The 13,958-nt window shown below is 74.6% G+C and carries 9 protein-coding genes and 1 pseudogene; 7 read left to right on the top strand and 3 right to left on the bottom strand.

All coding sequences use genetic code 11. The features are described 5' to 3' along the window. The first annotated feature begins 143 nt into the window (after nt 1-143). The 5 genes and pseudogenes from VKA29_RS09645 to VKA29_RS09620 all read left to right on the top strand — a co-directional run bounded on the left by VKA29_RS09645 (nt 144) and on the right by VKA29_RS09620 (nt 8,915). Nucleotides 144-974, top strand: a complete 831-nt coding sequence (locus VKA29_RS09645; RefSeq protein ID WP_324785067.1) for an alpha/beta fold hydrolase — start codon at nt 144-146, stop codon at nt 972-974. A 601-nt stretch (nt 975-1,575) separates the two neighbouring features. After that, the gene (locus tag VKA29_RS09635) at nt 1,576-3,162 is read left to right on the top strand and encodes an alkaline phosphatase D family protein (protein ID WP_324784885.1); all 1,587 of its coding nucleotides are present in this window, start codon (nt 1,576-1,578) and stop codon (nt 3,160-3,162) included. Between the two features lie 141 nt (nt 3,163-3,303). After that, on the top strand, nt 3,304-4,692 hold the full coding sequence (locus tag VKA29_RS09630; protein WP_324784884.1) for an SWIM zinc finger domain-containing protein: 1,389 nt from the start codon (nt 3,304-3,306) through the stop codon (nt 4,690-4,692). Continuing rightward, nucleotides 4,689-7,345 (top strand): annotated as a pseudogene (locus VKA29_RS09625) (DUF6493 family protein). Before VKA29_RS09630 ends, VKA29_RS09625 begins: the two are co-directional and overlap by 4 nt. Nucleotides 7,346-7,481: 136 nt before the next feature. Continuing rightward, nucleotides 7,482-8,915 (top strand): GNAT family N-acetyltransferase, encoded by a 1,434-nt coding sequence (locus tag VKA29_RS09620; RefSeq protein ID WP_324784883.1) that lies wholly within the window; start codon nt 7,482-7,484, stop codon nt 8,913-8,915. A 129-nt stretch (nt 8,916-9,044) separates the two neighbouring features. Here the strand turns inward: VKA29_RS09620 and VKA29_RS09615 are convergent, their stop codons facing one another. Continuing rightward, a complete protein-coding gene (locus tag VKA29_RS09615; protein ID WP_324784882.1) occupies nt 9,045-10,280 on the bottom strand; it encodes a trans-sulfuration enzyme family protein in 1,236 nt (411 codons plus the stop codon). A gap of 60 nt (nt 10,281-10,340) precedes the next feature. On the opposite strand from VKA29_RS09615, the gene VKA29_RS09610 reads away from it, so the two are divergent. Then, nucleotides 10,341-10,832 carry an Lrp/AsnC family transcriptional regulator gene (locus VKA29_RS09610; RefSeq protein WP_324784881.1) on the top strand — a complete coding sequence of 164 codons (492 nt, stop codon included), beginning with the start codon at nt 10,341-10,343 and terminating at the stop codon, nt 10,830-10,832. A 33-nt stretch (nt 10,833-10,865) separates the two neighbouring features. Beyond that, complete coding sequence (locus VKA29_RS09605; protein WP_324784880.1) at nt 10,866-12,554, top strand: DUF885 domain-containing protein; 1,689 nt, start codon at nt 10,866-10,868, stop codon at nt 12,552-12,554. 252 nt (nt 12,555-12,806) lie between these two features. Here the strand turns inward: VKA29_RS09605 and VKA29_RS09600 are convergent, their stop codons facing one another. Together VKA29_RS09600 and VKA29_RS09595 are read right to left on the bottom strand one after the other, a co-directional pair. After that, nucleotides 12,807-13,316 carry an immunity 21 family protein gene (locus tag VKA29_RS09600; protein ID WP_324784879.1) on the bottom strand — a complete coding sequence of 170 codons (510 nt, stop codon included), beginning with the start codon at nt 13,314-13,316 and terminating at the stop codon, nt 12,807-12,809. Between the two features lie 124 nt (nt 13,317-13,440). Next, nucleotides 13,441-13,944, bottom strand: coding sequence for a rhodanese-like domain-containing protein (locus VKA29_RS09595; RefSeq protein ID WP_324784878.1), 504 nt, complete (start codon nt 13,942-13,944; stop codon nt 13,441-13,443). Nucleotides 13,945-13,958 lie beyond the last annotated feature (14 nt).

The raw sequence follows: 13,958 nt of genomic DNA, 5'->3' as shown, positions 1-13,958 counted from the left end.
AGCTGTCTCACGGCGTCCGCCGACACGACCCGGACGACAGGGCCCGGGCATCCGGGCCCGGACAACAGCCCCGGGCGACAAGCCCGGACAGCACGACGCAGCCAGCACGGCCAGACAGCGAGTCCCACACGAGGAGCAGCCCCATGTCCGCCACCGTCTCCTTGAAGGTCCCCTCCCCGCGCGGCCCGCAGCCCGTCACCGTCGCCTACACGCGCGTGGGCAGCGGTGAACCGCTGCTCCTGCTGCACGGCATCGGCCACCACCGGCAGGCCTGGGACCCGGTGGTGGACATCCTCGCGGCCGAGCGGGACGTGATCGCCGTCGACCTGCCCGGTTTCGGCGCGTCGCCGGGCCTGCCGGACGGCCTCGCCTACGATCTGCCCACGACGACGTCGGTGTTCGCCGCGCTCTGCGAGGCGCTGGAGCTGGACCGGCCGCATGTGGCGGGCAACTCGCTGGGCGGTCTGCTCGCGCTGGAACTGGGCCGGGAACGGCTCGTACGGTCCGTCACCGCCCTGTCTCCGGCCGGGTTCTGGTCGGAGGCCGAGCGGCGGTACGCCTTCGCGGTGCTGCTCACGATGCGGCGGATCTCGCAGCGGCTGCCCCTGCCGCTGGTCGAGCGCCTGTCGCGCTCGGCGGCCGGCCGGACGATGCTCACCAGCACCATCTACGCCCGTCCGGCCCGGCGGCCGGCCGAGGCCGTGGTCGCCGAGACGCTCGCGTTGGCCCGGGCCACCGGATTCGACGCCACCCTCCTGGCGGGCGCCGCCGTCCGGTTCGCCGACGACGTGCCGGGACTGCCCGTCACCGTCGCGTGGGGTACCCGGGACATGCTGCTGCCGCGCCGTCAGGGGGTGCGCGCGAAGCAGATCATCCCCCGGGCCCGGCTGGTGCGGCTGCCCGGTTGCGGGCACTGCCCGATGAACGACGACCCGGCGCTGGTCGCCCGCGTCATCCTCGACGGCAGCCGCTGAGCCCCGCCGCCGCGTGAAGCGCGCCGGCGCGGTGCAGGCGGCGGCGACGGGAATCAGCCCGGGGAATGGGGACCGGGGACCGGGGACCGGGGACCGGGGAACGGAGAACGGAGAACGGGGCACAGCGTGGCGCGCTCGGCGCCGAGGCGCTGCCCGCCCATATGCACCGGCACATGAACCCGACGACGGTGGCGACCGCGGCCTGCCACCGCGGCGCGCCGGTCTCGGCGGCGCCGGCCGGCGCAGCCACGCCGCGTGCCGTCGGTGACCAGGCCCGCCGCCGCGACCGCGGCCGCCGCGAGGCCGTACACCGTGGCGGACGACAGCCGGGGCCCCGGAGGCCACAGCACGAACACGGCGGGAACGGCCTCGCCCGCGAGCCCGGCCTCGCCCGCGAGCCCGGCCTCGCCCGCGAGTGCGCACACCGACCGGGCGACGCCGGCACCGCCCGTGCACCCCCAGCCCTGAACCGGGGAGCGGCCTGGGGCCGGTTCCCTTGCTCCCGCGGCCGGTTGTTCACCCGTGGTTTGCGTGTGTGCCGCGACGCCCCAGTAGTTGTGGCATCGCACACTGGCCGGATCTCGTCCCTGGAGGCGCATCCATGTCCCACCGTCCGTTCCCCGGCCGCCGCAGCGTCCTGCGCGGCTCCCTCGCCGCGTCGGCGGCCCTGACCCTGCCCACCGCCCTCGGCGCGGCCCCGGCGTTCGCCCTGTCCGGCCGACCCAGGGCGGGCTGGGGCGTGCAGGCGGGCGACGTGACCTCCGACTCGGGGCTGGTGTGGGTGCGCTCCGACCGCCCCGCCCGCATGATCGTCGAGACCTCCGCGACCGAGTCGTTCCGCAACCCGCACCGGTGGCATGGTCCGCTGCTCGGCGAGGGCACGGACTTCACCGGGAGCACCCGGCTGCGCGGGCTGCCGTCCGGCGAGCAGATCCACTACCGCGTGCTGCTGGCGGACCCGGACGACCCGCGCCGCACCGGCGAGCCGGTGACCGGCACCTTCCGCACGGTGCCGGCCCACCGCCGCAGCGGCGTGCGCTTCCTGTGGTCGGGCGACCTCGCCGGGCAGGGCTGGGGCATCAACCCCGACTTCGGCGGCTACACGATCTACCGCGCGATGGCCGCGCTCGACCCCGACTTCTTCATCTGCAGCGGCGACAACGTCTACGCCGACGGCCCCATCGCGCCGACGGCCACCCTGCCCGACGGCAGCACCTGGCGGAACGTCACCACCGAGGAGAAGTCGAAGGTCGCCGAGACGCTGGCGGAGTTCCGCGGCAACTTCCGCTACAACCTGCTCGACGACAACCTCAAGCGGTTCAACGCGCAGGTCCCGTCGGTCATCCAGTGGGACGACCACGAGGTCCGCAACAACTGGTACCCCGGCGAGGTGATCGCGACCACCGACACCCGGTACACGGAGAAGAGCGTGGACGTGCTCACGGCGCGGGCCCGGCGCGCGTTCAGCGAGTACTTCCCGCTGTCCACGCTGCGGCCGGGCGCCCGGGAGGGCCGCATGTACCGGGTCCTGCGGCAGGGGCCGCTGCTCGACGTGTTCGTGCTGGACATGCGGACGTACCGCAACGCCAACTCCCCCGACGACCAGACCGTGGACCCGCAGGGCATCCTGGGCGCCGAACAGCTGGAGTGGCTCAAGCGGGAGCTGTCGCGCTCGCGTGCCGTGTGGAAGGTGATCGCCGCAGACATGCCGCTCGGCCTGGTCGTGCCGGACACCACCGAGGGCAGGGCGAACATCGAGGCGGTCGCGCAGGGCGACCCGGGCGCGCCGCTGGGGCGGGAGCTGCAGATCGCCGAACTGCTGCGGTACATCAAGCACCGGCGGATCACCGGAACGGTGTGGCTGACGGCCGACGTGCACTACACCTCCGCCCAGCACTACCAGCCGTCGCGGGCGGCCTTCACCGACTTCGAGCCGTTCTGGGAGTTCGTCTCCGGTCCGCTGAACGCGGGCGCCTTCCCCGCCAACAAGCTCGACGGCACGTTCGGCCCGGAGCGGGTGTTCGTGAAGGCCCCGGCCACGGCGAACGTCTCCCCCGCGGGCGGCTACCAGTTCTTCGGCGAGGTCGACATCGACGGCGGCAGCGGGGAGCTGACGGTGCGGCTGCGCGAGCAGGACGGCACGGTGCTGTTCACGAAGGTGTTGCAGCCGGGCCTGGTCGGCCAGTGACTCCCTTACGCTCTGAGGCAGGGCCGCGCACCGGCGTCATCCCCCGGTGCGCGGCCCTGCCGCACATCGCGCGACGCGGCCTCCGACCCGGCGTCTTGGCAGGTCAGAACGATTGTCAGTGGTCGCCTCTACGGTCTTCCCATGACGCGATCTTTGCAGGCCGTGGCCTATCGCCGACCCTCCGTGCTGGAGTCGGCGCCGGATGGGCGGCGGCTGGGACTCGAGACCTCACGGGGTGCGACGCCGGCCGGCGCCACGGACCATCCGCGGTTCTTCGCCGGTTTCCTGACCTCTCCTCAGGTCGCCTCCGCGGGGCTGCTGGCGGTGGCGGACGTGGCGGCCGCCCGCTACTACCAGCCGCAGCTGCGGGCGTCGCTCGACCCGGTGGTGACGGGCAACGGCGACCGGCTGCGGTTCGAGTCCTTCTCGGGATGCGGCGGGGTCTACGCCCGCCTGGACGTCCTGGAGACCGGCCTCGACGGCGGCGAGGTGGGGCACGGCACGACCAACGTGGACGTCAACAACCCGCTGCGTGAGGCGCTCTCCCGGATCGGCACGGACGATCCGCTGCACCTGCGGGTCGGCCCGGAGGAGCTGGCCGTGACCACCCTGGACGGTCCGGTCGTGGAGAAGAAGGTGCCGCTGCCCGACCGCTGGCTGCGCGGCTTCGCGGAGGCCCAGGTGATCGCCGCCGGCTTCGACCTTCGGGCCGAGCTGACGGCCCCGGAGGCCGTCCGGTTCCTGCGCGCCCTGCCCCGCGGGGGAGGACGGGGCGCGTCGGCCGGCCCGCGCTGGGTGGTGCCCGCGGGCCGCGGGCTGCGGCCGACCACGCGGGCGGTGCCGGGCGCGGTGTGCCTGCCCGGACCGGAGCGGCTGGTGGCGCTCCAGCGGGTGCTGCGCCACGCCACCGCGCTGCGGGTGTACGGCGCCGCCGCGACCGCCGGCGCGTGGGAGGTCGTCCTGCCCGGCATGCGGCTCACGCTCACGCTGTCGCCGGACGCCGCACGCGGGTTCTCCGGGGAAGGCGGCGTCCTCGACGCGCTCGCCGGCGACGAGGCCGCCGAGGACGCGGAGCTGGTCTCGGTGCTCCTGGCGTGGGAGCCCCGTGTCGACGTCGCCGGCCTCGCCGCCGCGTCCGGCCTCACTCCCGAGCGGGTCCGGGCCGCCCTGGTCCGCCTGGGCACGTCGGGCCGCGTCGGGTACGACACCGCGGAGGCCGCCTACTTCCACCGCGAACTGCCCTACGAGGCCGAGCGGGTGGAGCGCCACAACCCCAGACTGCGCTCGGCCCGGACGCTGGTGGCCGCCGGGGCGGTCTCCCTCGACGGCGCGCTCGCCACGGTGACGGCGGAGGACGGGCACGTGCACCGGGTGCGCGACGAGGCGGGGGTGCTCAGCTGCACCTGCCTGTGGTGGGCGAAGTACCGGGGCGGGCGCGGGCCGTGCAAGCACGCGCTGGCGGTGCGGATGGTGCGGCGGGGCGCCGCGGCGGAGCGGGACGCGGTGCGGGCCGGCGGGGGTGTGCGATGAGTGCGCTGCTGGATGCGGTACGGGCGGGCCGGATGCCCGAGATGGTGGACCTGCTCGGCGAGATGACGGACGCCGAGCGGCGCGCTGTCTTCCCCGAGTTGAAGGCGCTGCGCAAGGAGCTGAGAAAGGCGCCGTGGAACGCGGCGTCCCGCCGCGCCCATCCGGCGCTGCACGCGGCCGGGGTGGCGTGCCAGACCGGTGCGGCGGCCGTGGCCGGCTGGATCGCCGCCGCGGACATGCGCTGGTCGCAGTCGGCGCCAGCCCTGCTGCTGCGCGTCCTCGGCGACCGCGACCCCGCCTGGCTCGCGGATCTCGCGCACCGGCTCGCGCAGCGCGCGGACTCCTCGATGGTGCCGTACGAGCTGATGGCGGGCCTGGTGCGGCTGTCGGGTTGTCCGGTGCCGACGACCGATGCCTATGTGCGTGGCTGGATGGTGCACATCTCCGGCACCTGGAAGAGCCGCGGGACGGTCGTCGGCCGGCTGCGTGCAGATCCCCATCTTCCCGAGCTGGTGGCCGCGATGTTCGAGACCGACGACATCGGCGGCCTGCTCGACTGGCTGGCCGGTGAGGGCCCGGACAGCTGGTTCGGTGCGCTGAACGAGCTCACCGCCTCCGGCGACCTCGACCGGAAGGTGGTCGTCGAAGCCTGCGTGGCACGTCTGCTGAGGGGCGGATCGGCCGCCGATCACCGGGCGTTCCTGAAGCTGCTGAGAGCTCTGGAGCTCACGGACGAGGAGGAGCGGGAGCGGACGGCCGACTGGCTGGCCCTCGCCTCGGACGCCGTCTCACCGGTGGCCGCGCACGCCCAGTCGGTACTGGCGTCCCGTGTGCTCGAGGGCGGACTGACAGACGGCAGCTCGCGGACCTGTCGGCGGCGGTGCTGTTCCGTACCGAGAAGAAGCTCGTGCGCGCGCAGCTCGTACTGCTCGGCAAGGTCCTCGCCAAGGACCCGTCCGCCGCCGCGGAGCTGCTGCCGGCCGCCGCCGAGGCCTTCGGCCACCCGGACCCCGAGGTGCAGGAGCGGGCCCTGAAGCTGGTGGAACGCCATCTGCCGAAGGCGGACTCCGCGAACTCCGCGGACGTACTGGCACAACTGGCTTCGGCTGCGGAACAGTTGATCCCCACGCTCCGCGTCCGGGCCGCCGGGGTGCTCGGCATCGACCCGGTGGCCCCCGATGCCGGGGTCCACGAGGAGGTGCTGCCTCCGGCGCCCCGGCCGCTCCGCCTGGAACCGGCACCGCGGTCGGCGGCGGAGCTCGCCGAGGAGGTGAGCGCACTGCTGGCCGCGGGCACGGACGTCGCGGGGTTCGAGCGCGCGCTGGACGGCCTGGTGCGGCATGCCCACGACCGTCGCGACGGCCTCCTGGAGGCGCTCGCCCCGGTGGCCGGCCGCCGCTGGTGGCATTCGGAGGACGTCCGCGCGGACACCCGCTTCGCCCGCACCCGCAGCCTCCTCGACCCGGCGCAGGCCGTCGACCTGCTGCTGGCGACCCTGCTGGGGCGTGTGGGCACCGGCACCCTCCTCGCGGCGGTCCAGCAGGGGACCACGGCCGACGGCTGCGCCCACGGCGCCCTGTGCCGGGCTTTCGGCGCACGGCTGTGGGAGGTGGCGTACCGGATCCGCACCGATCCGCTGCCGTTCCTGCTGTCGACGCCGACGTGGAGCACGGGCCTGCTGGAGCCGGACGAGCTCGTGGACCGGCTCGACGCCTACCGGCGCACCGGCGCGCGGCCCGCGGCGGCGGACTTCGCGCAGGCACTGCTGCGGGTTGGGCGGTCGGACCGGAAGGCGGCCGCGGCGGCGGCCGGGCGCGCTGCGGCTCTCGGTACGGCGGAGGGCGAGCGGCTCGCCCGGTGGCTGGCCTCGGACGGATCCGCCCTGCCGGCGTCCCGCAGGCGCGCCATCGGGCCGCGCCTCCTGGTCGACGCCGGCGAGCTGCCGGAGCTGCAGGAGGACCTGCCCGCCGAGTTCCGCCCCCTGGGCCGGCCGACCAGTGCCGTCGCCGGCCTCCGGTACTGCCACCACTGGAACAACGGCATACGCCCGCACTGGCTGGCCCTGCTCCCCGAGCGGCGCGAGCTGGTGGCGGTGCGGATGCTGCCGGAGCTGTCCGGCGCGGCCGTGGACGGCACCCGGGGCGTCACCGCCGTCCTGCCCCGGCTCGCCGAGTCCGGCGGCGAGGCGGGCGAGGCGGTGCACCTGTGCGTGGCGTACGGGCTCGGCGCGCGGCATCCGGAGGACCGGCTCGCGGCCGTGGACGCGCTGCTGACGCTGGCGGCGCGCGGGCAGCTCGACGCGGCCCGGCTGGGCGCGGACCTCGGGCAGTCGGCGGGGCACGGCGCGGTGAAGCCGCTGCGGCTGGCGGACGCGGCGCGCACCGCAGCCGCCACGGGGGCGAACGCCACGGTCTGGGAGGTGCTGCGGCACACCCTGCCGGCGTTGCTGGCAGGCCCGGCGGCCGACGGCGCGGGGACGGCGCCCCGGGGGCTCGCGGATCTGCTGGGCGTCGCGGCGGAGTGCGCCGAGCGGTCCGGGGCACGGGGGCATCTGCCGCACCTGGAACGGACGGCGCGGCGGTCCGGCTCGTCCCGGCTGGTGGCGCAGGCCCGTCGGCTGCACAGCGCGCTGACCGGAGAGAGCGCCGCGTGACCTGCCCTGTCGTCCGCACCGCGAGGCAATCGTAAAAAGATCAACAAAAAGGGCATAAGCACGCTTTACCGATCAGTCACAGAGCGTTCGCGATCACGCAACACCGTTCCTTCACAGTGAGTGCATGAGTCGAGAAATGTCGAATGTGACCCGTGCGAAGCACGGACGTCCCGTGCACCACTGGCGGCGGGACGTGGTGGAACTGGCCGCTCTCTTCACGGCGGTCGCGGTGGCGGACGCCGTGGCGAACCTGATCGGACACGGACCGGACGGCCCGGCCCTGCTGGTGATCTCGGCGCTGGCCCTGGCCGCGACGGCGGGGTTCCACACATGGTGGGCACGCCGCCACGGCCACGCACCGCCGACGAGTGATACCGAGGCCCGGCCGCTGCCGACAGGGCGGCGGACCGGGCAGGACGAACAGGGCCCGTCGGCCCCGGCGCCGCGGACCGCGCCCGGGCACAGCACGCTGTGGCGGATGCGGACGACGGTCAGGGACGAACCGGGCTCGCTGGCCGCGCTGTGCACCGCGCTGGCCGGTGAGCGGGTGGACATCCTGAGCCTGCAGACGCACCCGCTGGCCGACGGCACGGTGGACGAGTTCCTGCTGCGGGCTCCCGGCGAGCTGGCGGCGTCCGGGCTCACCCGGGTGGTGTCACTGGCCGGCGGCGCCGACACCTGGATCGAGCGGGCCGACGCCCACGACCTGGTGGACGCGCCGACCCGGGTGCTGGGCCTGGCCGCCCGTACCGCGCTGGACGCGGCGGAACTGCCGCTGGCGCTGCGGCAGTTGCTGGGCCGGTGCACCATCCGCCAGATGCCCGCTTCGCCGTTCGGCGGGGGCCGGGCGACGGAGGGGGTTCCGGTGGAGGGGGCGCTGGAGGACACCGTGATGCGGCTGCGGGCGCCGGAGGGCGGAGTGATCACCGTGGAACGGCCGTATCTGCCGTTCACCCCGACCGAGTTCGCCCGGGCGCGGGCACTGGTGGAGCTGGACGCCCGGCTGGGACCGCGGGTGCCGCGCGGCCAGGACGTGCTGACGCTGCCCGAGGGCAACGAGATCATCGTGCGCCGGGCCGACATCCGTGACATCGATGCCGCGAAGGCGATGCACGAGCGGTGCTCGGCGCGGACGCTCGGCATGCGGTACCACGGGCCGGTCGGCGACGCGGACCGTTACCTCAACCACCTGCTGAGCCCGCGTTACGGCCGCACGCTCGCCGTGCGGACGGCGTCCGGGCGAATGGTCGGCCTCGGCCATCTGCTGTGGGACGGCGACGAGACGGAGGTCGCGCTGCTGGTCGAGGACAGCTGGCAGCGGCGCGGCATCGGCGGTGAACTGCTGGGCCGCCTGGTGGCGATGGCGATCGAGGCGGGCTGCGAGAGCGTCTACGCGGTGACGCAGGCGTCCAACACCGGCATGGTCGCCGCCATGCGCGGCCTCGGCCTGCCCCTCGACTACCAGATCGAGGAGGGCACGCTGGTCATCACGGCCCGCCTGGACACGACCGTGATCGGCTCGGGCCTGCCGCACGAGGTGGCGGAGGGCCGGTCCGGCGGGCGCGGCTGAGGCACGGCACCGCACCACGGGGAACGGCCCGGCGGATTCCCGCCGGGCCGTTCCCCGTCCTGACGGAAGCCACGGGCGCCCCGTCACGGACGCTCACCCCGTCACGGACGCTCACCCCGTGACGGACGCTCACCCCGTGACGGACGCTCCGCTCAGCGTGCCCGTCTCCGAGGCGGGCGCCCGCTCACCCAGCGCCCGGTCCAGGTCGGCCCACAGGTCCTCGACGTCCTCCAGCCCGACCGACATCCGCAGCAGCCGGTCGCTCACCCCGGCGCCGCGCCGGTCGTCGGCGTCGACGATGCGGTGGCTGATGGACGCCGGATGCTGGATGAGGGTGTCGACGCTGCCCAGGCTGACCGCCGGAGTGATCAGGCGGACGCTCGCGATCACCTCGTGCGGGTCGCCGGCGACCTCGAAGGCGATCATCGCGCCGCCGATGCGCGGGTAGTGGACACGGGCGACGCGCGGGTCCGCGGCGAGGCGGCGGGCGAGTTCGGCGGCGTTCGCGGAGGCCGCGCGCACCCGCACCGGCAGCGTCGAGAGGCCGCGCAGCAGCAGGTATCCGGCGAGCGGATGCAGGACGCCGCCGGTGGCGAACCGCACCTGCCGCAGCCGTCCGGCGAACTCCTCGTCGCAGGCCACCACACCGGCCATCACGTCGCCGTGGCCGCCGAGGTACTTGGTGGCGCTGTGCAGCACCAGCCGCGCGCCCTGCTCGGCGGGCCGCTGCAGCACGGGCGTGGCGAAGGTGTTGTCCGCGAGCAGCGGGACCGAGCCGCAGGCGTGGGCGACGGCCCGCAGGTCGACCTCGGCGAGCGTCGGGTTGGCCGGGGACTCGACCATCACCAGTCCGGTGTCCGGGCGCAGCGCGTCCGCTATCCCGGCCGGGTCGGTCCAGGTGACCTCGGAGCCGAGCAGTCCGGCGGTGAGCAGGTGGTCGCTGCAGCCGTACAGCGGCCGGACGGCCACCACGTGCCGCAGGCCCAGGGAGGCCCGGACCAGCAGGACGGCGGTCAGCGCGGCCATGCCGCTGGCGAACGCGACCGACGCCTCGGTGCCCTCCAGCCGGGCCAGGGCGGTCTCGAAGCGGGCGACGGTCGGGTTGCCGAGCCGGCCGTAGACGGGCGGTCCGTCGAGTTCGGCGCCGGTGGCGGCGAAGGCGTCGATGCGGGCGGCCTCGCCCCGGCTGTCGTACGAGGGGTAGGTGGTCGACAGGTCGATGGGCGGGGCGTGCAGTCCCTGCCGGGCGAGGTCGTCGCGGCCGGCGTGGACGGCCTCGGTGGCCAGTGCTCTCGGTGCGGTGGCCGGAGCTCCGGGTGCGGTGCGTGCTTCGTCGTGCGGGGTGTCCGTGCGCGCAGAGTCCATGGGCGCAAGGGTGAACACCGGCCGGGTCCCGGGACCCGAACCCCGTGTTACGTTCGGCGCATGACCGAATCCGTCGCACTGGATCCGGTGGACCTCCACCTGCTGCGGCTGCTGCAGAACGACGCCCGGACCACCTACCGCGACCTCGCCGCGCAGGTCGGCGTCGCGCCGTCGACCTGCCTGGACCGGGTGACCCGGTTGCGCCGGGCGGGGGTGATCCTCGGACACCAGCTGCGGCTCGATCCGGCCAAGCTCGGCCGGGGTCTGGAGGCGCTGCTGTCGGTGCAGGTCCGGCCGCACCGGCGGGAGCTGGTGGGGCCGTTCGTGGACCGGATCCGGGCGCTGCCGGAGTCGCGGACCGTGTTCCATCTGACCGGACCCGACGACTACCTGGTGCACGTCGCCGTCGCGGACATGACGGACCTGCAACGGCTGGTCCTGGACGAGTTCACGGCCCGCCGTGAAGTGGCCCGGGTGGAGACCCGGTTGATCTTCCAGCAGTGGGACTGCGGGCCGTTGCTGCCGCCTACGCCGTCGGCTCAATCCCGGTGACGCGCGGCGGCCCCTCGTACGAGGATGGACCGCATGTCTCAGACCAACAGCCAGCTGCCCCGTCAGGTCGCCGACGCGTACGTCGACGAACTCATCGCCCTCGATCCGGTCATCGGCACCTACCTCGGCGTGAAGGAGAGCGCCGGCCGTCTGCCCGACCTCTCGCCCGCGGGGCAGGAGGCGCTGGCGCGGCTGAAGCGGGACACGCTCGCCCGGCTCGACGAGGCGGAGCGCAGGCCCGGCGGGGACAGCGACGTCGAGCGCCGCTGCGCGCGGCTGCTGCGCGAGCGGCTCACCGCCTCGCTCGCGATCGACGAGGCGGACGAGGGCCTGCGTGACGTCAGCAACCTCAGCTCGGCCGCCCACGGGGTGCGCCAGGCGTTCACCGTGACGCCCACCGCCACCGAGGAGGACTGGGCGGCGGTCGCCGAGCGGCTGCGCGCGGTACCAGCCGCCCTGGAGGGCTACCGGGAGTCGCTCGCGCTCGGTCTGGAGCGGAAGTTGTACGGCGGCCCGCGGGCGACCGGGACGTTCGTCGGGCAGCTCGGCGAGTGGGCCGACGCCGGGGACGGCCGGGGCTGGTTCGAGCACTTCGCGGACGCGGGGCCCGAGGCGCTGCGTGCCGACCTGGATGCGGCGGCCCGGGAGGCCACGCGGGGCGTGGTGGCCCTGCGCGAATGGATGCGGGACGTGTACGCGCCGGCGGTCGAGGGCGCACCGGACGTGGTGGGCCGCGAACGGTACGCGCGCTGGGTCCGTTACTTCAACGGCACGGACCTCGACCTCGACGAGGCGTACGCGTACGGCTGGTCCGAGTTCCACCGCATCCTCGGCGAGATGCGGACCGAGGCCGAGAAGGTCCTGCCCGGCGCCGCCACTCCGTGGGTGGCGCTGGCGCACCTGGACGAACACGGCACGCACATCGAGGGCGTCGACGAGGTGCGGCGCTGGCTGCAGGCGCTGATGGACGAGGCGATCGACAAGCTGGACGGCACCCACTTCGACCTGGCGGAGCGGGTCCGGCGGGTCGAGTCCCGGATCGCGCCGCCCGGCAGCGCGGCGGCGCCGTACTACACGGCCCCGTCGGACGACTTCTCGCGTCCGGGCTGCACCTGGCTGCCGACGATGGGGCAGACCCGGTTCCCCGTCTACGACCTGGTCTCCACCTGGTACCACGAGGGTGTGCCCGGCCACCACCTCCAGCTGGCGCAGTGGAAGCACGTGGCGGCCGACCTCTCCCGCTACCAGGCCAGCGTGGGCATGGTCAGCGCCAACGCCGAGGGCTGGGCGCTGTACGCGGAGCGGCTGATGGACGAGCTGGGCTTCCTCACCGACGCGGAGCGCCGGCTGGGCTACCTGGACGCGCAGATGATGCGGGCCGCGCGGGTCGTCATCGACATCGGCATGCACCTGGAGCTGACGATCCCCGACCACTCCCCCTTCCACCCCGGGGAGCGCTGGACGCCCGCGCTGGCGCAGGAGTTCTTCGGCGCGCACAGCAGCCGCCCGGCGGACTTCGTGGAGAGCGAGCTGACCCGCTACCTGTCCATGCCGGGGCAGGCGATCGGCTACAAGCTGGGCGAGCGCGCCTGGCTGCTGGGCCGGGAGAACGCGCGCGAGCGGCACGGTGACGCGTTCGACCTCAAGGCCTGGCACATGGCGGCGCTGTCGCAGGGCTCGCTGGGCCTGGACGACCTGGTGGACGAGTTGTCCGCCCTCTGACCACGCCCGCCCTCAGCTCACCCGGCCGGTGATCCGGTCCGCCTCGTCCGTGGCGAGCCACGCGGCGAGGCGGACCGGACGACGAGGCGAACCGGACGACGAGGCGAACCGGACGACGAGGCGAACCGGGCGAAAAGGCGAACCGGACGACGAGGCGAACCGGGCGAAAAGGCCGGCCGGGCGAAGAGGCGGACCGATCGTCCGGGGGGCCTGGCGGGGTGCGCGCCCGCGCACCGCAGGCGAAGTCCCGGGTCAGAGGCGGCGCAGTCGGACGAGGCCCAGCCAGGTCTCCGGGCCCGGCTGGACACTGGCCGCGCGCACCGCGTAGCGGCCCGGTTCCAGCGCGACGCGCAGTGCGTCCGTGCGCTCCGTCTCGGTTCCCGGCCAGGCCGAGTCGAACAGCAGGACCGGACCCGGCACGTCCCAGCGGACCTCGTCCTCCCAGTCGGCGGTGGCGAGGGCTTCGGGCACACCGGCGAGGAGTTCGTCCTCGCTGCCGGCGGCGCACCACCGTACGAAGGCGGCGTGCTGCGGCAGATAGGAGGTCGAGGCCGGTTCGTCGCCGAGCACCAGGGCGGCGCAGTCCCCGACCGGGAGCAGCCCCACGCTGCCGTCGACCTCGCAGGCCCGGTCGTAGTCGGAGGCGGTCTCGTCACCGTCGGCCCCCGCCCAGAACGGCAGCACCGTCTCCGGTACCGCGATGAGCGGGCCGCCGCCCGACTCCACCCACTCCAGCGCACCGGGATCCGCGTATCGCACCATGGCGCAGAACCTACACTCACGACGGCCCGGTGATCCCGGCATCCCCAGCGTTCCCCTGCGTCACTCCGGCCCCATGGGTCCCGCGGTCACCGCCGGCCGATGACGCCCCGCGCCGGGCGGACGGTCAGCAACCGCAGTCGTCGGCGCCGGCCGGTGCGGTCAGCGGGTCGGCGGGGCGGCGTTCTCGGCCCCGCCAGGTCTCGTACTCGAAGCCCTCGCGTGCCCAGTACTCGAAGCCGCCGAGCATCTCCTTGACCCGGTAGCCCAGTTCGGCGAGGGCGAGGGCCGCCCGGGTGGCGCCGTTGCAGCCGGGGCCCCAGCAGTACGTGACGACCGGCACGGACCTGTCGAGGAGTCGCTCGGCCTGTTCGGGGATGAGCGCGGTCGGCAGGTGGACCGCGCCCGGAACGTGCCCCTGGTCCCAGGACTCGGTGGAGCGGGAGTCCACGACGACGAACCCGGCGTCGCCGCCCGCGGCGAGCGCGGCGGCCACGTCGGAGGCGTCCGCGTGGAAGGCGAGGCTCGCGCGGAAGTGGGCGGCGGCCGCGGCGGGAGACGCCGGGGGGACGCGGAGGACCGGGTTGAGGGTGGCGGTGGCGGTGGCGGTGGCGGCTGAGGTGGTGGTCATGGGCAGAAAAGTAC

This window comes from Streptomyces sp. H51, assembly GCF_035656535.1.
In the GTDB taxonomy this organism is placed as follows: domain Bacteria; phylum Actinomycetota; class Actinomycetes; order Streptomycetales; family Streptomycetaceae; genus Streptomyces.
Note: the sequence above shows the minus strand (reverse complement) of the source record. Positions and strands in the feature narration are given on the sequence as shown.